Genomic DNA, 24,640 nt, shown 5'->3' on the forward strand with positions numbered 1-24,640 from the left:
AGACTGCCGAGATTGATCACGGAGATCACTATGAGCATATTGCATTCCCCGTTTTACGCTGACTTCGAATCCGAAGAAGAGGCCGAGAGCTACGATCGCTGGTTTCGCGCTAAGGTGCAGGCTGTACTGGATGACCCTCGCCCGGGCATTCCCCACAAGGAAGCCATGGTGCGGCTCGATCAGCTATTAGAAGAGAGACGCAAGAATCGACGCGCTGCCGCTTGAATGGAGCGATCAAGCTCTGGACGATCTGGCTGACATTATCGATTACATTGAACAATACAACTCAAACGCTTCAACGGCTCTGCAGCACAAGGTGGGTGTAGCAACGCAAAGGCTTTCATCAATTCCCTACGGTTACCGATCCGGTCGAGCGCCAGGCACTCGGGAAATGGTGGTCAATCCAAACTATCTGCTGGTCTATCGAGTGAACGGGCGCATCAAAATACTGACGTTAGTCCACACCCGACGACAATACCCACGAACCTCATCAACCTAAAAAAAGGGCGGCCAAACGGCCGCCCGAAGCGTACTACACGAGAGTCCTTTACAACGTCAGCTGTCCCCGCTCCTCCTCGGTCAACTGCTGTTTCGCCTGTTCATCCAGCGCCCCGGCGCCCAGCACCTGCACCGGACTGTTGGGGTTGTAGCCCGGTGCCGGTGCGCGGCTGGCGCCGTCGCGGGTCGGGGCCAGTTGTTCGTTGCCGAAGCTGAGTACCTGCACGGTGAACACCGAGGCCTGGTTCTGGCGTGATGCGGCTTGTTGCTGACGGGCGACGTCTTCCGCCGCCTGGGTCGCCGACGACGCAGCGGAACTGGCCGAGGTGATGGCCCCGGTGTTGACCGCCGAGACCACCGGCACACCGGTTGCCTTGCCCTGCACCGAGATGTTGGCGGCGTTGACCACCGTCAGCGCGGCGATGTTGACGTTGCCCGAGACGCGAATCCCCGCCTCGCCCGCATCGATGGTGCCCAGTGGTGCGATCAGGTCGATATCCCCCGGTGCCACTTCGGCAATCGGGTTGAGCGTGGCGATACCGGCGCCGGTGCTTGGCACCGATGGCGACAGTGTCACGTTGCCCCAAGTGTCGTACACGCGTTTCGGCGGGGTGTAGACCACGGTGGTTTTCGAGCCACGACCGGCGTTGATGTCGCCTTCGGCCGACCAGCCGAGGATCGAGCCACCAAACGTCGTCATGATCCGGCTCTGCCCCAGCAGAATGCTGCCCTGGGAATAGAGCTGAATATTGCCCGAACCCTGGGTGATGATCCCCGCCGTCGAGGGCGGCGCCGAGCCTTCGATGCCGAACACCTGACCACCGCCGGGTGTGAGCATCTGGATATCGCCGCCGAACAGGGTCTTGACCCCGGCGCCTCCGTAAAGAGTGATGTCGCCGTCATAACGGATCGGGTTGCCGGCCACATCGGTGGTCGGAAAAAGCGCAGCAATGGCATTACGACCGCGCAAGTAACTGCCTTTGCGTGGACCATCGACATCGTTGTATTCCAGGCCACCGGCACGCAATTCGGCGAAGTACACCTGACGGGCGAAGATCGCTTGCTCGGTACCCGGCAATGCGGCGAAGAACGCTTGCGCCTGCTCTTCGCTACCGCTGAAACCATATCCCAGGGTCAGCCAGCTTTGCAGTTCGCCGAGGTAGTTTTTCACCACTTTGCCCGGTTGTGCAGCAAGGGACAGATTCGCGTCAGCGAGATTGTCCCGGTTCAGATAGCGGGCGATGAAACGTCCGTAATCCGCACCTTGTGCACCGATGCCAGCCTGCAACACCACGCTGGCACCGGGCCGACCATCGCCCTGCACAATCGGCCCGAGGCTGGTGATGCTCGCGCGATCTTCCATAAGGATATTGCGCCCGGCATTGACGTCGAGCAGGCCGGGACCGGCAATGTCGAAGCTGCTGTAGAGAATGTCGCGCCCCGCCGAGACCCGCGAAACATCACGCGCACCGTTATGAACAAACAGATTGCCCGAAGAGGCAATGGCATCGGAGCTCCAGCCCAGATCCGACGGCGCAGCAGTCGGTTTGCCGAGGTCGGTGCCGGCCGCGACGATATCGCGCCCGGCCAGCATCCACACTGGAGCAGCCGCGACATACCAGGTGCGCAGTGAGTTGCTGAAGCGCAAGGTTTCACCACTGCGCACGCCGACCAGATCACCGGCCAATGCGTAGAAACGTGCCGGCGCCTGCACACCGCTGGTGCCCGAATACGTGTCGGCGCCGAACGCAAACAACGGATAACGCAGGTTCTGACTCGGTGCCACGCCATCAACGCTGTAATTGCTCAGGAGCGGCTTGCTGCTGCCGTATTGTGCATAACCGCTGAACGCCGGCGCGAACGGCGTGGCGATGGCGGCCCGGCTGGCACCGGACTGATCGATGGCATAGCCGCCGGCGTAAATCGAGTCGCCGGCGAGCATTTCCAGTTGGCCAGCGGCTGAAGGTGCCAGCACCAGCGAATAAGCCGGTGCAGCAGGAAACGCGCTGGAGACGGACACCGCTGACGTGCCGGCATAGATCGAACCTTGAGCGGCCACGGCGCGCAAGATCGACGGATAGACAAACCGCAGGTCGCTCGGCGAGCTGTTGCGATTCGTCAACGGCCCTGCCGTGCTGGTCTCGGCCAATTGGGTGCTTGGGGTCAGATTGCCCCCGGCTGAAAACAGATCGATAGCGGTGTGATCGGTCCACAGCGAGAAGCCCGCCAGCCCGCCACCGCCATGCACGACGCCAGCGGCATCGGTGAACGGCGTGCTGTTTTGCAGACGCACGCGCCCCGGGTCCGCCGCGCCACCGAGCACCAGATCGCCACGCGTGCTCAGACGCATGCCAGAGTCACCGGGGATCAGGACCAGACCACCGGAGGCAATGCCCAGGGTCGAGGTGAACGGGTCGAAGGCACGGGTTTCGCGCGCATCCTGCAACGCCGGTGCCGCACCGTATTGCAGATTGATTGCGCCGAGCGCCCCGCCCGACAGCTGCGCCGCGCCGCGCAGGTTGATCAAGGCGCCCTGCAAGTCATGGTTCGGTGAGGCGTTGCCACTGCGCCCGACGCTCGCTTGCAGCGACGGGTTGAGCGAGCCACCGATGCGGATGTCCATGTCGCCACCGCCGGTCAATTGCAGGCTGCCGTCGCTGCCGACCCGTCCGGTGCTGCCGACCGCGACGATCAAGCCCTGGCTGCGCGGGTTCAACCCGCTGTCGCCCAATGGCCGAAGCATGCCGCCGTCGCCGCCGGCGCGCAGGCTGACGTTGCCGCCGCCCAGCGCACCAAAACCGGTGAAGCCAACCAGATAAGGGCCACTATCGGTGCCTTGATCCGGCAGGGGTTGGGTTGCATAGCTGCCAAAGTTGATCCACCAGGCGGTCGGCACATCGCTGTTGCCGGTGCCCTGGCGCCAGAGCCAGTTGCCCACAGAGACGCTGGCAACTTGCTCGCGAAGCTTGGCCAGGGGGTTGAGGCCTCGACGACCCACGGCGTCGCCGGACACCGAGCCGCCGGCATTGATCGTCAGGTTGCCGCCTCCCTGCGGATACCAGGCCTGATACAGGCTGTCGCTACCGCCATTGACCCATTTTTCGTAATCGGCGCCCTGGCTGCCCAGCACCGAACCGTTGTCGGTCAAGGTGCCACGGCGCAGGTTGTAGCGCGGATCGACGTCGCTCGATTGGGTGCCGGCGGTGTAGACCCCGAACGCCGAATCCATGCTCAGGTTGCCAGCTGCCAACAGGTCGAGATCGCCGGTGCCGGTGCGCAACACGCTGAACATCTGCGAGTGGGTCGTGGTGCTGATCCCGCCCTTGTTCGGCGCACAGGAAAACGGGTCCGCATCACACCACCACAGATCGGCCTCGAGCACCGGGGTGCCCGCCGGCATCCCGGCAATGTTGCCCTCAACCCAGAGGAATTTGGCCGGCGCCAGGCAGGCGCCGGGGAACACGTCACACAGATACAGCTCATCATCGCTGACCACCGTGCCTTCCGGATAACCCATCGGGTTGCCGTCGACCCAGGTCGTGTCGAGTTTTTTCTCGGTCACTTTCAAGCCGTAGTGGGTATCGGCCAGGCGCAGGTTGCCGTCGCTGGTCAGCGGTTTCAGCGCACGGTTGTCAGCGGCATCCAGATCGGAGCCGGCCACCAGACGCATCGACCACGACGTACTGCCCGCCGGCAACATGCTCGCCACGGCCCAGTTACGACCCTGCTGAGTGGTGTTGGTGTAACCGCGCAGTTCAATGAAAGCCGTACCGTCAGCCAGCACCACATCCGTCATCGACGGAATCAGCGAGCCACGCAGCAGCGCCAGCGCACCGCTCAATTTGACCCCGGCAAGCACGTTATCCGCACCGAGCGTGCCCGGCAGCGGCACGCCTTTCGGCCAGCTCATGGCCTGCAGCGCGGTGGCAGTCTCCAGACGGGTACCGGCGCCCAGGCGACTGCCGATCGGCAAGGTCACGTTCTGTGTGAGCAGCGTGCCGGCGGCGTACAGCAAGTTGCCCGCCGAATCGTGTACGGCAGCGGACAACACGCTGCCGGCATTCAAGGTGTACTCACCGGCCAGCACCGCCTGGGTTGGCAACAACGTGCCGCTGGCGAAGGTGGCCGCCTGGATCGGCAAGTCGTAGTTCAAGGTCGTGCCGCTCGGGAACAGCGTACCCTCGGCCAGCGTCACGCCACTGCCCGGCACGATCAGATCGCCACCGAACGGCTGCACGCCCGGCAGCAGTTTCCAGCCGGCGTCATCCACGGTTTCCGGTGGCGGCGCGAAACCGTCGTTGATACTGCCGTAGATATCGAGGTTGCCACCGGCCCGCATCACCAGACTCGCCGACTCACCGGAGCCATACAACGCAGTTTTCTGCGTGTGCGGGTTGAGGCTCGCGTAGCGATAGCGCGACAGGTCGATATCGCCTTCTACCAGCAGATCGCCGTCGGCGGTCTTGCTGGCGATTTCCACGCCCGGGCGCAGATGGAAGGCATCGCGGTAAGTCGCGTTGTTCAACCCCGCCAGTTTTCGTTGCACCAGGTCACTGTTGCTCAGTGCCGCGTTGATGAAGGTGTCGCTGTCGCCATGAATCCGATCGAACAGCGCCTGATCGATCACCTGATACGGCCGGCCGCTCGCTGCCGGATCAACGCCGTCGCGAGCGTCCGTGTAACGGCGCACGGCGTTGAGGCCAATGGAACGCGCGCCTTGAATGTTCAGTGCGCCATTGGCATCGATCGCAATATCACCGGCGCCCAGACGTGGCGCGTTCAGCTCCAGGGTGCCCCGTGCCCGCCCATCGTTTTGTCCGGGCAGACTGCCCAACGCGGCATCGGTGCCGTGGCGCAGATCAATCCTCGCGCCGGAGGCCAGCGTCAGCACCCCGGCCCCGGAATCGAGCTCGACCATCGCCCGGTTCGGCGCATCGATGATCTTGCCGTAGCTGTCGACCCGCAGCACACGACCGTGAGCGTCGAGCACGGAACTGCCGCCCAGGGTCAAACCGTTTTTGCCGGACAGACGAATGCTGCCGACCCGCTCGCCACTGGCGTCGATAGTGCCGGCCACACTCAGGTGACCATTGTCGAGCGAGAGATTGACCTCGCCGGCGCGCAGACCGTCGCCGATCAACAGATCGCCCTGTTTGAACTGGAAGCTGCGGCTGCCGAACACCTGGCCGTCGTTCAGGCGCTGGTTGAGTGCGGCGAATTGTTGATTCAGATCACCACCCAGTTGCTGCGCACGAATCTCCACGCCCCCGGCCTTGTACGGCACCCAGGTGCCGCCGGCATCGTAATGACCGCTGCTGGCGCCGAGGATCCGGCCTTGCAGATCGACCACCCCGGCGCCCGCAGCGAGCGCCACTACGCTGAGATTGCCGGCCTGATTGTTCTGCGCCGACAGGTCGATGCGCGAGCCGGCCGCCTGACGGATATTGCCGCTGTTGCTGAACAGCGATACATCGCCGCCCCAGCTGTATTTGTTGACGTCGTTGAACGGCAAGGTGCGTCCGGCCAGATCCAGCTGCGCATTGCCGGTCAGGGCCAGTTCATTTTCGGCCTTGACCACAAGGTTGCCGCTGGCCAGCGCGATCCGGCTGTCGAGGACGACATTGCGGGCATCCAGGGTCAGTTCCGCGCCCAGCGCATCGGCTGCCGCGCCGGTAGCGCTGCCGGTCAGGGTCAGGTTATTGCCCGCCTTGAACGTGTTGATCGACGCGGCTTCACCCGTCAGCAACGGCGTGCGCAGCGTGAGGCTGCCGCCGCTGTAGGCGTAACCCTTGACCGGGTCGTACGCGCCCTGCTCCTGATACACCGCAAGACTGCCCTTGTGGTTGGCGGTGATGCGCTCGCTGGCGCTGAGATTGACGTTGGCAAAACCCAGCGCCAGACGGTCATTCTGATCCAGACCGCTGGGCTGCGGATTCGGCCCGTAGCCGAATTCGATGCGCTGCGCCTCGATCTGCAGGGTGCCGCGTCCGGTGCCCGCGCCACCGCTGACCAATGCTCCCGGCGCCTGGGTGGCACCGTTCCAGATCAGGTTGGCGGTACGCAAGGTGGCTACGTCGTCGCTGCCGCCCTGGCCGTAGATCGCCGGGGTCGTCAGAATCAGATTCTGCAGTTTGCTCTGGCCGGTTTGCGGATCCAGCGTGTCGAGTGTGGTGGTGCCAAAGAAGTTGAACGAGTCGCGAGCGGTCAGGTTCAGCGACTCCAGGGCCGGTGCCCCGAACCGGGTGTCGCCTTGCAGCAAACGGTTGAGCACGTTCTGGCTCAGAGTCAGGCCGACTGGCACCCGGCCCGCCACGTCGCTCAGGGCCTGTGTATTGCCGACATTGACCGCGCCGACCGCCAGGGTCAGATGGCGGGTGCCGAAACGCACTGCCTCATCGAGTTCGAAGTGGTTGTCGGTGGCGGCGGTGATACTGCCGTTGGAATACAGGATCGCCGGGTTGCTGCACGGCGCCAGCGTGCAAGTGCCGATATGGATACTGCCGGCACCGGTACGGTCGACGGCTTTCTCTGGTGCCAGCACACTGTTCCAGCCATTGGAAACCAGCAACAGGCTGGCCTGTCCCGGCTGATAGACAAAGCCGTCGGTGGAGTCGAACGAGACCTCGCCGCGCCCCAGAGTGTTGATCCCTGCCCCCGCCTCGACGGTGATGCCGCCACCGATGTTATGGGTGTGCAGCAGCACTTCCGGCGCCGAGAGGATCGCCCCCTCACGCAAGAAGATGTCGTTGCCCGAGCCGCCGCTGGTGAAGGTCACGATATTACCGCCGGCGCCGTAGTCCACGGTCGGCGCAGCGCCGATGGCCAGACGTCCGGCATTCAGGCGATTGAGGCTGTCGGCGTAAAGTGAGACACCGCGAAAACCCGGCGTCGGCTCATGGCCGGCGCCCAGCACTTCGAGAATGCCCGAAGACGGATCGCGCACAACGGCCGTGCCCGTCACGCCTCCCTCGGCGGGCTTGAACAGCACCTGCCCGTTGAAATCCAGGGCAATGGCATGTTCTTCACCATGCTGCAGGTTCAGTTCGAGGGTTTTGCCATCCATCGGTGCCAGTGCGCGTGGTACTCCCCGCCGCACCGCGTCGCTGGTGATGAACTGGCTGTAGCTGGTTTCGTTGTATTGCGAATAGCGGCGCAGTACATCAGCTGACGTCAGTGTCAGCGTGCTCGGCAGACTGTCACGCACACCGGTATTGGCAATCGACATCCGGCCGCTGCTGGTCCATGAACCATTGCGCATTTGCAGCGCGCCACCCATGGCCGCCGGCGCCGCCTGGCCGTTGACCTCGACCCGGAACGCCCCGGGCAGCAAGGCAAACGTCGAAGGCAGCAAGGTATAGGTGCCGGCTGGCAAACCCGGCACGCCCGCACCGATCGTGACCTGTTGACCGATGCGCGGATCGACCGCGCCAGCCTCGGCGACCAACGGGGCATAGACACTCTGATTGCCCGGCAAGATTGCGTAGACCGGATTGCTCGCCAGGCCCGGCAGGCTGAACGTGCCGTCAGCGGCATTGCGCACCAGCGGGTTGTAGCGGGCATCGGTGGAGCCGCCACGCCCGGAGACGAAGCCGGCACCGCGCAGATCGCCCCCGCCCGACAGGTCAATCACCGCGCCTTGCGCGACATCCAGATACTGCGACTGCACGGCCACCCCGGTCGTGGCGCCGACGATGCCCCTCAACAGCACCGGACTGCCGTTATAGAGGTAGTCGATGCCGTCAGTCGTGCCGCCGTAAGGCATGACCAGTCCGGCGGCGCTGACTGACGTGAGACTGCCGGGCAACAACGCAACCTCGCGGGTCTGCACCGACTTGCTGCTCTCACCCAGAGTGATCAGGCCGAGCGGTGCCCGCACCACCCCGCCTTGCTCAATGTGGCTGGCGGCGAGGATCAACTCGCCGAACACCGAGTAAGGCAATGCCGTCGGCGCGCCGCCCTGAGCGAAAATGCGCAAGGTGCCGTCGCCAGGATCGGTCTGCTGCTGGAAGCCGGCGCGCACCCGGGCGTGGATCCCGCTCACTGGATAAATCTGCGCGGCGCCAAGGTTCAAGTCACCCGCCGTCCACAGGTCGGCATAGGTTTGCGTGGTAGAGCCGATGAACCGCAGGTCGCCCTGACTGGCCAGCGTGACGTCGGCGAAGCTGCGGCGACCGACCTCAAGGGCCGGCGCATTGAGTTGCAGGATATTTCCCTTGGTGCCGAACGACAGGCTGTTACCGATATCCAGCAGGTTGGCGCTGGCGGTGAACTGCGCCGCCGAGATATCGGGCGTCGGCGCGTGCATGACCCGAGGCCGGATAAAGGCGCTGGAGTCGTAATACGCGCCCGGCCCCAGCAACCGCAGGTAAGGCGCAGACAGATTGATCCGTGCATTACCGCTCGAACCTTCGGCCAGGGAAATCGCGCCGGCATACAGGCTCAGGCTCTGATTCAAATGCAGGTTGACGTCGCCATCGAACGAAACCAGGCCATTGCTCAGCAGCCCCAGATGATCGAAGCCGCCGGCCATCAAGGCATCGGCGCTCAGCCGGGCACTGCCGTAAGTCAGCATGGGCGCGGCTTCGCCTGGCTCAAGGTCGGCCGCCAGGGTGGTCTTGCCGACACCCTGGCCGATGATGATTTCCCGGGGTCGACGGACCTCGTTGCTGGCGGTGTTGAGGCGGTACAGCGGCGTTTCCAGGGCGATGTCCAGCCGCCCGCCGCCAGCGCCGGCACCACCGGCTGCGGCACGCAGGTCGCCATCGATGAACAGGCCGTTGTAGGAACTCAGGGAAATACGCCCGCCGTCGGTGGCAACCGTGGTCGGGCCCTGCCCGGCAATGTCCAGCACCGCCTGGGTGCCCGAAGCGTCAAGCCGCGCGCCCTGGCGCACGATGACATAAGCGTCGGCCGAAGTTGCCGTGGCTTTCTTCGAATCGATTTCACCGCCAATGATGATGCTGCCACCCTTGCCGACTTGGCCATACACCCTTCCCAAGGCATCGACCGCCGTGGCGGCGCGCCCCGCCACATCGAGCACCGCGTGTTCACCGATCCAGATTGACCGGTTGTGCGCCTGCGTCGGCGCTTCCTGCTGGCTCTGAGCCGGGTCAATGCTGCCGAACTGCTGCTGGCGAATATCAATCGTGCCGCCCCAGGCCTGCAGCGCACCGTCGACGGTGATCTGCCCCGCCCCGCGCAGGTTGATGCGTTGCCCAGGATCGACGCTCAGGCGTGAACCCGTGCCGAGGGTCAGTGTGGCGTTGCGCGGGTCGATCAGCCCCACGAGGCTCGGACCGGCCTGCAGCGACAGGCTGGCGCCAGCACGTTGGGTCAACAGCGCTTTGGTCGGGCTCTCTTGGAATAACGTCGGTGTCCATAACTCCAGCGCCGTGCGCGGATCGCCGCCACTGACCTGGTTCGCGGCATCGTCGGTAAAACGGTAGACCGGCGTGGTCACATTAATCTGCGTTTCACGGGCCACTTCGAGGCCGTTCAAGCCAATCACGCTGTAGGCCGAAAAACCTTTGCTGAAAAGGCTCGGCGCCAGTTGCAGCGTCGATTTCGCCCGCGCTTCGTCAGCCGCGTCAATCATCACCTTGTTGGCTTGCACCAACAACGTACCGCCGCCCGTCACGCCGTAACCGCGCAGCTCGCCATCCAAGGTGAGTTGCGAAGTGCCGGCGGCACTGTTGGCTGCCGATTCCAGCGTGACATTGCCACCCTTGGCGCCACGGGTCTTGCCGTTGGCCAGTATCGCCGCGCCGGAAGACACATCGAGCAGGCTGTCGCTCTGGATATTGATATCGCCGCTGCTGCGGATCGAAATCGACCCTCCGTCCAGCCAGGCCAGACTGGCCGCGTCGTCGGGGTTGGTGCGTTGATTGGTCCACAGCCCGCGAGTATCGAGTTGCACGCCCTGGGCCACAGTGACCCGTTCCGGATTGCCAGCGACCGGGGTGATTCGGGTGTCGGTGACGTTGCTGGTCTGCAATTGATTGAGCACGTTGCCCAGACGGATACTGCCGCCACGGGCACTCAGGTCAGCATTGACCTGGACATCCGGCCCGTACAGGGTGATCTCGCCACCGGCATCGACCTGCAACGCGGCATCCAGGGTAATGCGATCCTTGGCCGCGACCTTCAACGCTCCGAGCCTGAAGTCGTTGAGCTGCCCGGCATCGAGGAACAGTTTGCCCTTGCGCGCGTCGGAGACTGCCGTCAGCAGATCCCGGTCAGCGCCCGCGAGCATCGGTTCGCCACCGATCTGCACCTGATCGAGCAAAGGATTCAGCCCGTACAGCAAGCCGCCGGCTGCCGCCACATAGGCGGGGTCATAGCTGCCGACGATCAGTTGTGCCCGACGCGCCAGCGCGGTCTGGCTCTGTACATAACCATCCAGCGGCGCGCGCGGCGCCTGGGTCTGACGCTCCCCCTGATACACCTCGCCGAGCAACTGCCCGTCGAGCACGGCATTGGTCGTGCCGATCACCAGTTGCCCGGCATCGCGACCCACGGTATAGCCGGACTCCTGGCGCGATCGCGGGGCAATCAACGAGCTGTAGTAATAACGGGTCTGGCCCCAGCGTTCGCTGCTGTCCTCATAACCTTTGTACAGTCCGCTGTAGAGTATGTCCCCCGGTGCCCGCGAGGCTTCGTACAGGCGCCCGTCGGCGCCACGCAGCCAGCTCTGGCGGATCTCGCCGCTCTGCACATCGAGCGTGCCGCCAGACAGATTGATCAACGAGCCTTTCTCGGTGACCACATCGTTGCCGGCAAAACTCACCGCGCCCCCCTGGGCCATCCATTCGCCGATGCTGTGGCCCTGAGTGCCAAGATAGCCACCGACCTCAAGCAAGCCACCGGCGGTGTACCAGCGATCCGTCGCATAGCCGTTGGTGCCTGCCGGCACATACACCAGCTCACGCACATCGACCCACACGTCATTGCTGTTGAGCGCACCTTTTTCGCGGTTGACCGACGCGTCGCGCTGCTCATTGCCCTGGACGTTGATTTTGATGTTGTTGGCTTCCATCGCGACTTTCACGCCGATGGCCCCGGACACATCGATCAGCGCCCCGTCGCGCACCAGACTGCGCCGCCCTGCCGCCACGGCCACCTGGCCGCCAGTGGCGAGGGTGATCGAGCCGTTCTGGAACTCGACACTGCCGCCGCTTTGAATCTCGATGCGCGACTGGTCGCTGCGCACCTTGTTGTTGGGGCTGACGCCGGTCAGCGCGGCTTTTTGCTGGCTGTCGAGTGCGGTCAGATCACTGCTGTCGAGCATGATCGCCGTGGCACTGCCCTGCCCCAGCGTGACACTGCCGCCGGTATCGGTCGCCGGGTTGATCAGGTGAATGGTGCCACGCGTGGCCACCGAAGTACTGGCCAGCAGCACGCCGTTCTGCACGACCTCGTGGCCGGTCAGGGTGATGTCGCCGGTGGCGGCCTGGATCAAGCCGTTGTTGCTGACCTTGCCGGCACTGCTGCCGTTGTTGAAGCCGGGAATCACTTCGCTGCCGAAGGTCGTGGAAAAGCCGTTGCCCTCGGTGCCCGAGCCTTTGCGGATGTAGAAGCGGTCACCGGCACCGAGCACGGTCTGGCCCTTGGCGGTGCTGATGCTGCCGTCGTTTTGCACTTCGCTGCCGAGCAACAGTGCGTAGCCGCCGGCATCCGTGGACGTCGCGGGGCCGGCGGTCTGGATCGATGCGCCGCGCTCAACCAGCACCTTGCCGGCAGCGTCGGTGAAGGTCGGCTGGCTGCCACTGCTGTCGAAATACAGGCCTCGGTCACGGAACTGAATGTCGGTGATGTTCGCCGCGGCGGCCACCAGGTTGCGCACGTTGACCTGGCTGCTGCCGCTGAACACGATGCCGTTGCGGTTGATCAGCATCACCGTGCCGGCGCCCTTGATCTGGCCCTGGATCTGGCTCGGGCGAGCGGCCGGATCGTTGACCCGGTTGAGCACTGCCCAATTGGCCTGCTGGGCGAATTCCACAGTGGTGTTGCGCCCGACGTTGAAGGTTTCCCAATTGAGAATCGCCTTGTCGGCGGTCTGCTCGATGCGCACGTTGGTCTTGCCGTCGACCTGGGTCTGCTGCGGGCCTTTTGCGTTCTGCCAGCCTTGCGCAAGGCTGTTATCGACCTGCAGACCGCCGGCGCCCAGACCGTCCGGCACCACCTGCACCGAACCCAGCGCCGCTGCGCGCCCGGCCGCCTGCGCAGCCTGTTGCGCAGCAATCGCCGCGACCGTGTTGTTCAAGGTCTGTATCGAACGCTGTAGCTGTTGGTTGGCCCGTTGCTGCTGCGCCAGCGGCGGGGTCATGCCCGGCAAACCACCGCTGCTCGGGCGGGCTGCCGCCGCTTGCTGCGCAGCGCCCTTGGCGGCGAACCAGTTCGAACTGAACGCCGTCTGCGCCTGCGCACCGCCCGCCACCAGACACAATGCCACGGCCTGGGCCAATGGCTTGAGCAGCCACAGCGCCGGGTCTATGGCATCACGTTTTAACGACTGAACGCGGGTACGGCGACGGGATGGGCGAGCAAGCATCACTACGAGTCCTTTTGATTGCCGCAGGTCGGCGACAACCTGCTGTTACGACATAGGCGGTTGGCGAGGGACGCGACCGAACCGATGTCACACAAACTTCATGAATGAGGTGTAATTGCCCGCCCCGGCCATCCGTGACGAGCAAAAAAAATGGCAGCCCCGAAGGGCTGCCATTCGTGTTGCGGATTAACGCGAAGCTTACAAAGGACGACCGATAGCGTTGCACACGCTGGCGTTGTTGATGTCCAGGTTGTTGCCGCTGGTGTTGGTGATGAAGTTGGCGGTGACGGCGTTTTTCCAGTTGGTCGGAACAACGCTGAAGCCGTGGTTGATGGTCGCTGCAGCGTTGCCCGGCACGCTGTAGTGAGTGGTCAGGAAGGATTTGATGTCAGCGGCCACGGTTGCATCCTTGTAGCACTGGCCGAAGATCAGGTTGGTGTAGGCAGCGATCGGGTAACCGCTGGATGGGTTGGCGACAACCGGTGCCCACTGGGCAGGGTTCGACGGAGTGGTTGGCAGTGCAACCGAAGACAGCGCGGTAGTCACGTTGGCCGGGGTCGGCTGCACGCCGTTGACGCGGGACACCACGGCGTTGCTGCTGGCGTTCACGCCGTCCGGACCGACATAACCGATGGAACCGTCAACCGCGTTCACCGCAACAGCGACGTCAGCAGTGTTGGCAACACCGACGAAGCTCGATGGCAATGTGGTGCCGGCTGGCAGCAGCGAGTTGGCGAAGGTCGAGTTGACCGAGAACTTGGTCGAGCAGACGTTGTTCAGGTGACGGGTGAGGATTTCCGAGGTGCCGCTGGAAGTGGTGCGATAAACCACACGAACCGGGGTGGCATCGGAGTTGCCCAGCAGTTGACCCCAGGTCTTGGCAGTGCCGGAGAACACGTCGCACAGCTGAGCGCTGGTCAGGTTCAGAGCGGTCTGACCGGATTTTTTGTACGGAATGGCAACCGAAGTGGCCACCGAAGGCAGTTGGATCAGCGGGCCGTACGAAGCGCCGAAGTTGGTGTTGTAGGTGCTGATTTCCGAAGCGCTGAGGATCGAGTCGCTACCGGCGAAGTGGACCGAACCGGTGGTATTGAACAGTGCCGAGTTGTTGGTCAGGAAAGCGGTCTTGCCGGTGCCGCTACCGGTACCCAGGTAGCTGAAGTTGGCTGGCAGGATGCTGTTGGCAGAACCTTTGTACAGAGCGGCAGGCAGAGTCGCGCCACCACCGGTTACGTTGGCAGCCATGGCCTGGGCGGAAGCCAGGGCAGCGACGGTCAGGGAAGCTGCGATCAGAGTGCGCTTGAACATGAAGAATCTCCTTTTCAACTAGGTTGGGAACACAGGTTTTCGGAAGGCTTGCATGACACTGGGAGGACTCACCGCTGACCTTCGCAAGCGGGGTCCGTGGTTAAGTCGCACTGAGAAATTCGCAGTTTCCGGTGACAGATAAAGGAAAAAACCTCGGGAGGTGCGAGGTGATTTTCGAGGTAATTCTCGGGTGTTCTGGGGGGGTGTACGGAGTGTCTAAGGCAAGCTTTTCGAGGGAATCGGCCACAGCCCTTGACGGGCCGTTGCAGATGACAGAAAGGAGAACCCGAGGATGCTGGTTTTCGCGCTCGGGTGAGATCCGGGTGCCGGCAAAAAAGTTGAAAAAGCTACTGCACGAGTTGGTTGATCTCGATGATCGGCAGCAACACCGCCATCACGATCACCAGCACCACCCCGCCCATCACTACGATCATCAGCGGCTCAAGCAACGCAGTCATGCCCATCGCCCGGCGCTCAATGTCGCGGGACAGGGTTTGCGCAGCACGTTCAAGCATCGGCGGCAATGCACCGGTTTTCTCGCCGCTGGCGATCAGGTGAATCAGCACCGGCGGAAACACGTTCTCTACTTTCAGCGCAACCGCCAGATTGACGCCCTCTCGCACCTTGGCGGTGGCCTCATTGACGCTCAGGCTCAGGCGATCATTCGACAAGGTCTGCCGCGCCGCCTCCAGTGCCCGCAACAACGGCACCCCGGCGCCGCCGAGGATCGCCAGCGTCGAGGCGAACCGCGCCGTGTTCAGCCCCAGCACAAACCGCCCGATCAGCGGCAACTTCAGCACCCGATGATGCCAACCCAAGCGCGCTGCCGGGTTGCGCAGATACAGGCGCCAGCTCCAGAACGCGCCAGCCATGATCCCGGCGCACAACCAGCCCCAGGCACGGATGAAATCACTGGCATTGAGCATCGCCAAAGTCAGCCCCGGCAGATCCTGCCGCGCCTGGGAAAACGCGCTGACCACCTGTGGCACCACATAACTCAACAGGAAAATCACGATACCGATCGACACCAGCCCGACCACGCCCGGATAGATGAACGCGGTGAGAATCTTGCCGCGCAGGTTGTTGCGTTCCTCGATGTAATCCGCCAGCCGCTCCATCACCTGCGCCAGATCGCCTGACTCCTCACCCGCCGCAATCAGCGCCCGGTAAATCTCCGGAAAATCCCGTGGCCGCGCCGACAGCGCTTCGGCCAGGCGCATGCCGCTGCGCACGTCGGCGCGAACGGCGCTGAGGGTGTGGGCGATGTGTTTTTTCTCGGCCTGTTCGACCGTGGCGCTCAGCGCCGCTTCCAGCGGCAGACTGGCGCCCAGCAAGCTCGACAGTTGTCGGGTGGCCCAGGCCAGGTCGTTATCCGACAGCTTGGCGCTGAACAAGCCACCGCCGCCATGCTGGGAGACATTGCTTTCCTTCTCCACCGACAACGCCGTCAAGCCACGACCGCGCAACACGCCAAACGCGGCGCCCTGACTGTCCGCCTCCAGATGCCCGGACTCGATCTTGCCGCTGGCATCGGCGGCTTCAAAACGATAGCGATTCATCAGGCGTCCCGTGTCACGCGAAGGATTTCTTCCGGCGCCGTGGCACCGCTGCAAATCCAGCGTTCGCCGTCCTCGCGCAGGCTGAACATCCCGGCCTTGCTCGCCGCCGCACGCAACGCCTGCTCCCCTGCCCCTTGGTGAATCAGGGTGCGGATGTCGTCATCGATGCAGAACAATTCATGAATTCCGGTCCGGCCGCTGTAACCGGTGTGATTGCACGCCGCACAACCGACCGGACGCCAGGTGCCGGGCGTCGCCGGATCTTCCTGTTTGCACTGATTGCACAGCCGCCGCACCAAGCGCTGGGCCAAAACGCCGAGCATAGACGAGGCCAGCAGAAACGGCTCGACGCCCATGTCGATCAGCCGGTTGACCGCCGACACCGCGTCGTTGGTGTGCAACGTCGCCAACACCAGGTGACCGGTCAACGAAGCCTGCACCGCGATCTGCGCGGTTTCGAGGTCGCGGATCTCGCCGATCATGATGATGTCCGGGTCCTGACGCAGAATCGCACGCAAGGCCAGGGCAAACGTCATGTCGATCTTGGCGTTGACCTGAATCTGGCTGATGCCCGGCAAGTCGTATTCCACCGGGTCTTCCACGGTGAGGATGTTGCTGGTGCTCGCATCGAGTCGCGCCAGTGCCGCGTAAAGACTTGTGGTTTTGCCACTACCGGTCGGGCCGGTGACCAGCACGATGCCGTGGGGCTGGCGGATCAGGTGATCGAGTTTGGCCAGCACCTGCGCGTCCATGCCCAGGGTTTCGAGATGCAGGCGTCCGGCCTGTTTGTCCAGCAAACGCATCACCACCCGCTCGCCATGACCGGTGGGCACGGTGGAAACACGAATATCGATCGGCCGCCCGGCTACGCGCAGCGCAATGCGGCCGTCCTGAGGCAAGCGTTTTTCGGCGATATCGAGCTGCGCCATGATCTTGATCCGCGACACCAGCGCACCGTGTAACGCTTTGCGCGGCGACACCACGTCGCGCAGCGTGCCGTCGACCCGGTAGCGCACCACCGAATGGGTTTCGAACGGTTCGATGTGAATATCGCTGGCCTCGTCCCGCGCCGCTTGCGTGAGCAAGGCGTTGATCATGCGGATCACCGGCGCGCCGTCCTGGGTGTCGAGCAGGTCGGTGATTTCCGGCATGTCCTGCATCAGGCGGTCGAGGTCGACTTCGTTCTCCGCCGCACCGACCACCGCCGCCGCGCTCCCGGTATCGGCGTAAGCAGCAGCGAGCAAGCCGTCGAGTTCGTCATCGCGCACCCGCTCAAGCCTGGCCGCACCGAACTGCCGGCGCACCTCGCTGATCGACCAGCCCGGCGTCGACGGGCACACCGTCAGCACGCCGTCGCGCAGCAGAATCCGCTGCGCCTTGGCCCAGGCGTAAGGCAAGCCGCTCATAACCGCGGGCCTGCTTCAATCGGCACAGCCTTGATGACCGCGCGGGGCCCGGAAGTCGGAACGGCTGCCGGCACGCCCTGCGCAGCGGTCGGCAACTGCGGCGCCTGCATGTCCGGCATCGCCCAGCTGCGTTCCGGTTGCAGACCGCCCTGCGCACGGCGCATGAAGTCGTAACGGTTGAGGGTGATGCTGCGCCCCGCCGCGCTGTCGCGAATGATGTACGGGCGCAGGAACACCATCAGGTTGGTCTTGGTGATCGAGCGGCGCTCGTTGCGAAACAGCGCGCCGATCCCGGGAATGCTGCCCAGCCATGGCACCGCGTCATTGCTCTGGCTGTAGCCGTCTTGCAGCAGGCCGCCGAGCACCATGATCTGCCCGTCGTCGAGCAGGATGCTGGTGTCGATCGCACGTTTGCTGGTGACGATCCCCGCCGAAGTCGAAGCCGCCGAAGCGCGCTCGTCGATGCTGCTGACTTCCTGATAGATGTCGAGCTTCACCGTGCCGCCCTCGGATATCTGCGGCCGCACGTTGAGCTTCAAACCGACCTCTTCACGGGTCACGGTCTGGAACGGGTTGTTGCTGGTGCCCCCGCCGCCGGTGACGTAGCTGCCGCTGACAAACGGGATGGTCTGGCCGACGAAAATGCTCGCCGCTTCGTTGTCCAGGGTCAGCAGGTTCGGCGTCGACAGTACGTTGGTGCCGCCCTTGCTCTTCAGCGCCCGGGCCAGCACTTTCAGGTCGAGGATCTTGCCGATGCCGGGGATGTCGACCGTGCCGTTGACGTAGCCGAGGTTCAGGCCTTTGGGCAGCACGTCGACACTGGTCTTGCCGTTGACGTTGATCCCCGAACCGCCAAGGTTGGCGCCGCCGATCACGCCATTGCCGGCCAGATTGCCGGTCTGCCATTGCACGCCGAATTCGCTGGCATCGTCCTCGCCGACTTCGACGATCAGGCTTTCGATCACCACTTGCGCGCGGCGCTGGTCGAGCAAATCGATGACTTCACGCAGGTTGCGGTACAGCGGTTCCGGCGCGGAAATCAGCAAGGTGTTGGTGGTCGCGTCCGCCTGAATGGTCACGCCGCCGGCGCTGAAGGCGACGTTCTGTTCGCTGCTTTGCGCATTGCTGCTGCCACTGGTGCCGCTGCTGCCCTGAGCGTAACTGCCGCCGGTGCTGCCGCTGTTGGTGGTCGAAGTGCTGCCGTTGGTTTGCGTGCCGCTCTGACCGTTCTGTCCGCCGCCCGAGTTGGTGGAGCTGCCCATGGCGCTGAGCACCGAGCGCGCACTGTCGCTGGTGCCACTGTCGCTCTCGCCGGTCAACAAACCGCGCAGGGCCTGGGCCAGTTTGCCGGCCTGGGCGTTACGCAGATACACCACGTGCAGATTGCTCGGGTTGCTCTGGGCGTTGTCGAGTTTGTAGATCAGGTTGCGCGCCAGCTCCGTGCGCTCGGGGCTGCCGGCGCGGATGATGATGGTGTTGGAGCGCGGGTCGCCGATCACGGCGATTTTCTGGGTTGGATCATTGCCCGGTGCGTCGAGCAGGTCGGCGACCATCGGTGCGATGTCGGCGGCGATGCCGTTCTGGATCTGCACCACGTCGGTGTCGATGGCGCTCGGGGTGTCGATGCCCTGAATCAGTTGCGCGACCCGCGTCAGGTTTTCGGCGTAGTCGGTGACGACGATGGTGTTGTTGCCCGGATAGGCGTTGATCGGGTTGTTCGGCGAGACGATCGGGCGCAGCACCGGAATCAGGTTCACGGCGTTCTCGTATTGCAGGCGGAACGTACGGGTGAGCATGCCGTTGCCGGCCGGTTTGTCGGCGCTGTAGATCGGCCCGCCGAGCAACTTGGCGTCGGCCTCCGGCACCACTTGCGCCACGCCGCCCACATCTACCACGCTGAAACCCTGCATGCGCAATGCCGCCAGTAGCATGTCGTACGCCTGATGCGCCGGCACCTGGCCTTCGGAGACCAGCGTCAGGTTGCCCTTGACCCGTGGATCGACCAGAAACTGCTGGCCGGTGGAGCGCGACAACGCGCGCACCACCGCTTGAATATCGGCGTCGACAAAATTCAGTGTCACCGGTTGATCGCCCAACGGATTGGCCGGCAACGTCGTGCCCCGTGCCGACCCGCCAGTGCGAACGCGTTCGGTGATGTTGTGCAATTGCTTCGGCGCAGGTTTTACCTGAGCCTGCGCGCGCTCGCGGTCGAGCACCGCGTCGCCGCTGCGCTGGGTGTTGGCCAGCGGCCGGCCGAGTTCGCTGTCCACCAGCAGCGGCGGTTGATTCGGTGGTGTGGTGTTGCTGCACGCGCTCAATGCCATCAACAGCATCGGCAACGCCATGCGTTTGGACCCTGACCCCTTCATGAAGCTTCCTTAGCGCCCAGCGCCTGATCCATGCGTACGGTGCCCGACAGAGTGCCGGCGGTGTCATCGGTCGCGGCGTCGTCTGCGCGTTGCAGACGGGCCTCGACCACTTGCAGTGAAAAATTCCGCGGTTGGCTCAGCAGCCAGTCGAGCACGGCGTCGGCCGGTGCCGCGTCAAAGGTCAACTGCCAGCCGGCGGAGGCGGCCGCCAATTGGTAATGGCCGCCCAGTCCGCTGGCCTGCAAGGTCTGTTGCAGCGACTGCTCCAGGTTTTGCCCTTCCGGGCGCACGCTGACCTCGCGCAACAAAACTTCCAGCGCTTCGGCCTGGGCGCGCAATTTCGGGGTTTCGACTTGTGATGCGGCGATCTTCTTCAGCGGCGGCTGAATCAACGCCACCCACACAAACAGCCCCAAGAGCAACGCAACCATGCCACCGACCATGCGTTTTTCCCGCAGCGCCAAAGGCTGCCACCGAGCCTGCAACTGAGCATTGAAGCGCTGCCAACCGGCGCGGTATTTCGCAAGCGAGGGGCTATTCATCTTCGGCTCCGCTGCTGTCGTCGTTGTCGGTGGCGGCGGTCGCCTCGCCGGCCGGGCGCAGGACCCAGCCGTCATCATTCGGGCTGATGCTGATGCCAGCCTGGGCCAGCGTGCCTTGCCAGTCCTTGTCGTTGCCCGAACGCCGGGCCTCGGGCAGCAGACTCAATTGCAACGCACCGTCGACAAACTCCAGCCGCTGCACCGTGCCCGCCATGGACGGCATGCCGCTGCCGGCCTGTGACACGAGCCGCGTGAAATCCTGCCCCGGCGCATCCACCGCGCCTTGCTGACGCGCAGCGATTTGCTGACGCGCCTGTTGCAGCGGATTGAGGATCACCGGCAACTCGGGAAACGCCTGCTTCACCCGCTGCGCCATCTGCGCCTTGAGCTGCTGGCCCTGCCCGGCCTCGCGGGCGGCGTACAGGTTCAAACCGATCACCCACACCGCCAGCGCCAGGGCACAGCAACCGAGCGCCCTGCCCCAACCGCGATGTTCGGTGCCCTGTTGCTGGAGGCCGCCGTGCAGGCCCCAGTTCGGCAACGGGCCGGCGTTACGCTGCGTGTCGGCCAATATTGATTGCACCGCTTCTGGCGCGCCGCCACCGATCCAGTGCGCCGGCAGACCGGTTTCCAGCAGCCACGCTTCGTCGATCATCGGCTGCACCTGCGCCGCATTCGGGCCGTGGCGCAACAACAGATGATCGTCGTGCAGGCAACCCACGCCGCCCGCCATCACCGGCAAACTATAGGCCGCCGGGTACAGGCCTTTGAGGTTCAAGCCGAATTGCCCGAGGTGCTGCAAATCCTTGCGTGCTACCCAGGCAATCTGCACCTGGCCGCTTTCATTGCGGGCACTGTGGGCGATGTGCATCTCGGCGCTGTCGCCGAGCATCAACGCCTGCGCCGCACATTGCACAGCGGCAGCGGTTTTATTTGCGGGCAACGGCGGCAGATCGATGTTCGCCAGCAGGCTGTCCGACGGGTGCAGAAAACACACCAGCGGTTGCTTCAGCAGCGCGCCAAGTCGCACGCGTTCCTGGCGAGTGACCTGCCCCTGACGATCCAGCCACGCAGCATCCACTTCACTGTCGAGACTCAGCTCCGTCAGCGGCGGCAAACTCACGCGCAACTGGCTCATACGCCCACCCGAGACCAGATCACTTGCGGCAAACGATCCTGGCTGCGATGCAACAACGCATCGAGGCTCACTCGTCGCTGATCCCGCCGCGCCTGCCCGCGCAGCCGAAACCAATCGCTGGTGATGCCGACCTTGACGCTGGTGATCTCCAGTTGCGGCAGGCGCAGGCGATTGACGAAATCCCCGCGATTGATGAACCAGCGCCCGGCGTCGCGCTCATTGATTAACGCCTGCGCCCGCTCCAGCGAAAGCCCCGGCACATAAGCCGCCAGCACCGGCGCCGTGGCGGTGTTGCCGTTGAGCCAGGTGGTCGCCGGAATCACCGTCAGGTACGGCGCCAGTTTCGCCAAAACCGCATCGTTGACCCCGTCGACACTGCGCAAATCATCAAGCGTGCGCAGCATCGGCAAGGTCGGCGACTGCGGTTTGCGCGACGCGGACGGCGACGTGGCGCGCCCGCTGTCGAAGGTGTTTTTCGCCACAGGCTTGTCCACCACTTGGGCATTCAGCAGGTGCGGATACGAGCCGATCACCCGCTGACTGATGCGCCGGCTCAAGCCGCTGCTGACACCAATCAACTCGCACAAGCGCTCGAACGCCTGCACCTGCGCGTCATCGATCCGCTCGTTGGCCACCAGATTGCGCAGGTTGAACTTGCCCTGCTCGTCCTCCAGCCGCCCCTCGAAACCTTGGGTGTTCAAGCGCTGCGCCCAGGGTTGATCGAGCCGGGTCAGCGGATCGCGCTGCCGCGCGTCCCACAACAATTGCCGGCTGATCTCCAGCCCGCCGTGCAACACCCACCGGCCCTGTACGCGCAGTTGCTCGGCTTCCAGCGCCCGGGTCGAAACGCTCTGGCGCGTCAGCATGCCGGCAGCGATCACCGCGACCACCGCCGCAATCAGCAGCGCACTGATGATCGCCATCCCCTGCTGGTTCGATTGGCTGTTCATGACCGGCCTTACAACTGCCAGGAACCGATGTCGGCATTCACGCCATCGCCGTCAGGCTGGCCGTCGGCGCCGAGGGAAAAGATGTCGATCTCGCCGTTGGCACCGGGATTGAGGTACTGATAAGGACGACCCCACGGGTCATTCGGCAAGCGCTCCAGGTACGAGCGCCAGTTGCTGTTCTTCGCATCGGCCGGCCGCTCCACCAGCACCTTCAGGCCCTGACTCTGGCTCGGGTAAGTGCCGTGATCGAGGCGATACAGCTTCAGCGCCTGCATCAACCCGCCAATGTCCTGCTTCGCCGCCGTGGCCCGCGCCTGATCCGGCCGGTCGAGCACCTTGGGCACCACCATCGCCGCCAGAATCCCGAGAATCACCACGACCACCATGATCTCGATCAGCGTGAAACCCTGCTGCCCACGGGGCATCCGGCTCGGTCGACTGGGCTGTTTGAATTGCGCGATATCCATCTCGTCATTCCCTGGCTTGATTCGATTCGACGCGCAGTGTTGCAAGAAGATATGTCAGGGATGTTGAAAATCCTCGGGTGTTTTCGTCGTCAAGCCGTCAAGCACGGGCGTTAGCGTCAAGGGCTGCCCGACTGCCCGAGCCCCCGATGCGCACCCCCTCCCCGCAAGCCGGATTCACCCTGATTGAAGTGCTCGTCGCGCTGGCGATCATCGCCGTGGCTATGTCCGCCGCCGTGCGCGTGGCTGGGTTGATGACGCAGAGCAGCGGGGTTTTGCGGGATCGCTCGATTGCGATGATTGCGGCGCAGAGTCGGATGGCGGAGTTGCGGTTGGAGGGTCGGTTGCCGATGGGGGTCAAGGCGGTTGAGTGTGATCAAGGGAGGTTGTTGTTGCGGTGTGAGCAGGTGATTGGGGGGGCGGAGAATGGGCGGTTGTTGAAGGTGGAGGTGCAGGTGTTTGATCGGGGGCAGGAGCGGCCTCCTCTGGCTCGGATTGAAACGTTGCTCAGCCGCCCGGAAAACCACTAGCCCTGGCCCGCTCAAAAACGTCAGGCACGATGTATAAGGAACAGATCGGGATCCTTGAGAACCTAGTGCCTCAAATCTCCCGATCTTTCCGTTGAATCTATTTTCTACTGTTGAACCACTGAAAATGTTCTGGCAGCTGACACAGCTCCGTCAGTTGACGCCGTGATGCTGTGCACGCCCACGGTCAGCCCACTTAAGGCCAGTAACCAATTGCCTGCTGCGTCAGCATGGGCAGTACCTTTCGAAACTGTTCCATCGCGCACTTCAACTTTCTTCGTTGGTTCAGCACGACCTGCGACTGTCACAGTGGTATCAGGGGTCACTCCGCCTTGAGGTACTTCACCCTTGGAATCCCTGATAGAAAGGATCGCGGGTGCGGTGGCATTGGACTTGGATGTAGACATGTCAGTAACTCCGTTTCGTGGGATTGGTTTGACGGAGTGATTCAATCGAGGATCGTAGGAAGCGTCACCTGTCAGATCTGACAGGTAGTCGGATGTTTACGACCAACGGTCATTTCTCTTGGGTTCGTCTTTCACCCTGCTCAATCACTGTCTGCCCCTCCTCTACCGCACGGACGGACGCTGTGCCGATAGCCTGTTTATCCGATTTTTTCAATTCCGTTTAAAGACACTCAGCGTTACTTCCTCAAGGCTACAACGCCTTGCGTCATTGCCTACGACTACGCCAGAATCCGCCGGCTTGTGCGTCTAGTGTGCGGGTTTTATCGTTTCCGGGTCACTGAAAAACAGTGATCGGGTTTGGTAGCCCGCACATGAGAGTTGCACAGCATCACCATTCGCGGCGTCGTTTCGTCTCGGCTTTATGGTGGTCATGCACAGGGCACCTTCGGGTGCGCCGGGTTCCTCATGTGCCGGTCTACCAACCTGAGCATGGCCGCCACCTTCGTTTGGTAGCGAAATTGGATGGCCTCCCTTTTTTGAAGCATGAGGAGTTACATCTATGATCAAGCCAACACCCAATCCCCCCGAAACCGACCCGGTTTCCCCCTACCAATTCCCCGACTCCCGAACCCTCAACGAAGCCGCCGAACGCGCCCTCGACCACTACCTAACCCCACAACAACGCATCATGGGCAGCCACACCAAACACGACCCCATGTTCCTGGCCAACCCCGCCTACAACAGCGAATCCCTCCTGGCCAACGCCAGCGAGTCCCTGGATTCCGCCAGCGAAATGCTCAGCAATTTCGCCGCGATCCTTGAACCCGCCCACCGCAAGACTGCGCTGGGGATTGCGCAGGTGGTTATGGTTGCGGGGTTGGCGGTGAATCAGGCGTTGGACCATGTTGAGGTGAAGACGTAA

Annotated in this window: 14 protein-coding genes; 4 read left to right on the top strand and 10 right to left on the bottom strand. The window is 63.5% G+C overall.

Annotated elements, in window-relative coordinates; translation table 11 throughout:
* Positions 1 to 30 precede the first annotated feature (30 nt).
* On the top strand, positions 31 to 225 hold the full coding sequence (locus CAF87_RS06725) for a stability determinant (protein ID WP_085730699.1): 195 nt from the start codon (positions 31 to 33) through the stop codon (positions 223 to 225).
* Positions 226 to 271: 46 nt separating this feature from the next.
* Entirely contained in the window at positions 272 to 499 is a 228-nt protein-coding gene (locus tag CAF87_RS06730) for a type II toxin-antitoxin system RelE/ParE family toxin (protein ID WP_256575991.1), read from the top strand.
* Positions 500 to 547: 48 nt separating this feature from the next.
* Here CAF87_RS06730 and CAF87_RS06735 read toward each other — a convergent pair whose 3' ends face one another.
* The 9 genes from CAF87_RS06735 to gspG all read right to left on the bottom strand — a co-directional run bounded on the left by CAF87_RS06735 (position 548) and on the right by gspG (position 22,787).
* Complete coding sequence (locus tag CAF87_RS06735) at positions 548 to 13,048, bottom strand: filamentous hemagglutinin family protein (RefSeq protein WP_085730697.1); 12,501 nt, start codon at positions 13,046 to 13,048, stop codon at positions 548 to 550.
* Between the two features lie 198 nt (positions 13,049 to 13,246).
* On the bottom strand, positions 13,247 to 14,356 hold the full coding sequence (locus CAF87_RS06740; RefSeq protein ID WP_085730696.1) for a substrate-binding domain-containing protein: 1,110 nt from the start codon (positions 14,354 to 14,356) through the stop codon (positions 13,247 to 13,249).
* A 347-nt stretch (positions 14,357 to 14,703) separates the two neighbouring features.
* Positions 14,704 to 15,915: a type II secretion system inner membrane protein GspF gene (gspF, locus tag CAF87_RS06745; protein WP_085730695.1), complete on the bottom strand. Its 1,212-nt coding sequence runs from the start codon at positions 15,913 to 15,915 to the stop codon at positions 14,704 to 14,706.
* A complete protein-coding gene (gspE, locus tag CAF87_RS06750; RefSeq protein WP_085730694.1) occupies positions 15,915 to 17,321 on the bottom strand; it encodes a type II secretion system ATPase GspE in 1,407 nt (468 codons plus the stop codon). The genes gspF and gspE overlap by 1 nt, the downstream gene beginning before the upstream one ends.
* Positions 17,318 to 19,690, bottom strand: a complete 2,373-nt coding sequence (gene gspD, locus CAF87_RS06755) for a type II secretion system secretin GspD (protein WP_085730693.1) — start codon at positions 19,688 to 19,690, stop codon at positions 17,318 to 17,320. Before gspD ends, gspE begins: the two co-directional genes overlap by 4 nt.
* A complete protein-coding gene (gene gspM / locus CAF87_RS06760; protein WP_085730692.1) occupies positions 19,687 to 20,232 on the bottom strand; it encodes a type II secretion system protein GspM in 546 nt (181 codons plus the stop codon). The genes gspD and gspM overlap by 4 nt, the downstream gene beginning before the upstream one ends.
* Complete coding sequence (gene gspL, locus CAF87_RS06765) at positions 20,225 to 21,370, bottom strand: type II secretion system protein GspL (protein ID WP_085730691.1); 1,146 nt, start codon at positions 21,368 to 21,370, stop codon at positions 20,225 to 20,227. The genes gspM and gspL overlap by 8 nt, the downstream gene beginning before the upstream one ends.
* Positions 21,367 to 22,320, bottom strand: coding sequence for a type II secretion system minor pseudopilin GspK (gene gspK, locus CAF87_RS06770; protein ID WP_085730690.1), 954 nt, complete (start codon positions 22,318 to 22,320; stop codon positions 21,367 to 21,369). The genes gspL and gspK overlap by 4 nt, the downstream gene beginning before the upstream one ends.
* 8 nt (positions 22,321 to 22,328) lie before the next feature.
* The gene (gene gspG, locus CAF87_RS06775; protein ID WP_011334561.1) at positions 22,329 to 22,787 is read right to left on the bottom strand and encodes a type II secretion system major pseudopilin GspG; all 459 of its coding nucleotides are present in this window, start codon (positions 22,785 to 22,787) and stop codon (positions 22,329 to 22,331) included.
* Positions 22,788 to 22,933: 146 nt separating this feature from the next.
* Between gspG and gspI the strand changes: the two genes are divergently transcribed.
* Positions 22,934 to 23,314, top strand: a complete 381-nt coding sequence (gene gspI / locus CAF87_RS06780; RefSeq protein WP_085730689.1) for a type II secretion system minor pseudopilin GspI — start codon at positions 22,934 to 22,936, stop codon at positions 23,312 to 23,314.
* Between the two features lie 104 nt (positions 23,315 to 23,418).
* On the opposite strand, the gene CAF87_RS06785 is transcribed toward gspI, so the two are convergent.
* Complete coding sequence (locus tag CAF87_RS06785) at positions 23,419 to 23,718, bottom strand: hypothetical protein (RefSeq protein ID WP_085730688.1); 300 nt, start codon at positions 23,716 to 23,718, stop codon at positions 23,419 to 23,421.
* Between the two features lie 559 nt (positions 23,719 to 24,277).
* Between CAF87_RS06785 and CAF87_RS06790 the strand changes: the two genes are divergently transcribed.
* Positions 24,278 to 24,640 (top strand): DUF6124 family protein, encoded by a 363-nt coding sequence (locus CAF87_RS06790; RefSeq protein ID WP_085701843.1) that lies wholly within the window; start codon positions 24,278 to 24,280, stop codon positions 24,638 to 24,640.

It is taken from the genome of Pseudomonas sp. R38(2017), from assembly GCF_002112395.1.
In the GTDB taxonomy this organism is placed as follows: domain Bacteria; phylum Pseudomonadota; class Gammaproteobacteria; order Pseudomonadales; family Pseudomonadaceae; genus Aquipseudomonas.

Bases quoted from the DNA above. Each gene is read 5' to 3' on its own strand.
- CAF87_RS06725 (WP_085730699.1), top strand. From the start codon at position 31: ATGAGCATATTGCATTCCCCGTTTTACGCTGACTTCGAATCCGAAGAA.
- CAF87_RS06735 (WP_085730697.1), bottom strand. From the start codon at position 13,048: ATGCTTGCTCGCCCATCCCGTCGCCGTACCCGCGTTCAGTCGTTAAAA.
- CAF87_RS06740 (WP_085730696.1), bottom strand. From the start codon at position 14,356: ATGTTCAAGCGCACTCTGATCGCAGCTTCCCTGACCGTCGCTGCCCTG.
- gspF (WP_085730695.1), bottom strand. From the start codon at position 15,915: ATGAATCGCTATCGTTTTGAAGCCGCCGATGCCAGCGGCAAGATCGAG.
- gspE (WP_085730694.1), bottom strand. From the start codon at position 17,321: ATGAGCGGCTTGCCTTACGCCTGGGCCAAGGCGCAGCGGATTCTGCTG.
- gspD (WP_085730693.1), bottom strand. From the start codon at position 19,690: ATGAAGGGGTCAGGGTCCAAACGCATGGCGTTGCCGATGCTGTTGATG.
- gspM (WP_085730692.1), bottom strand. From the start codon at position 20,232: ATGAATAGCCCCTCGCTTGCGAAATACCGCGCCGGTTGGCAGCGCTTC.
- gspL (WP_085730691.1), bottom strand. From the start codon at position 21,370: ATGAGCCAGTTGCGCGTGAGTTTGCCGCCGCTGACGGAGCTGAGTCTC.
- gspK (WP_085730690.1), bottom strand. From the start codon at position 22,320: ATGAACAGCCAATCGAACCAGCAGGGGATGGCGATCATCAGTGCGCTG.
- gspG (WP_011334561.1), bottom strand. From the start codon at position 22,787: ATGGATATCGCGCAATTCAAACAGCCCAGTCGACCGAGCCGGATGCCC.
- gspI (WP_085730689.1), top strand. From the start codon at position 22,934: ATGCGCACCCCCTCCCCGCAAGCCGGATTCACCCTGATTGAAGTGCTC.
- CAF87_RS06785 (WP_085730688.1), bottom strand. From the start codon at position 23,718: ATGTCTACATCCAAGTCCAATGCCACCGCACCCGCGATCCTTTCTATC.
- CAF87_RS06790 (WP_085701843.1), top strand. From the start codon at position 24,278: ATGATCAAGCCAACACCCAATCCCCCCGAAACCGACCCGGTTTCCCCC.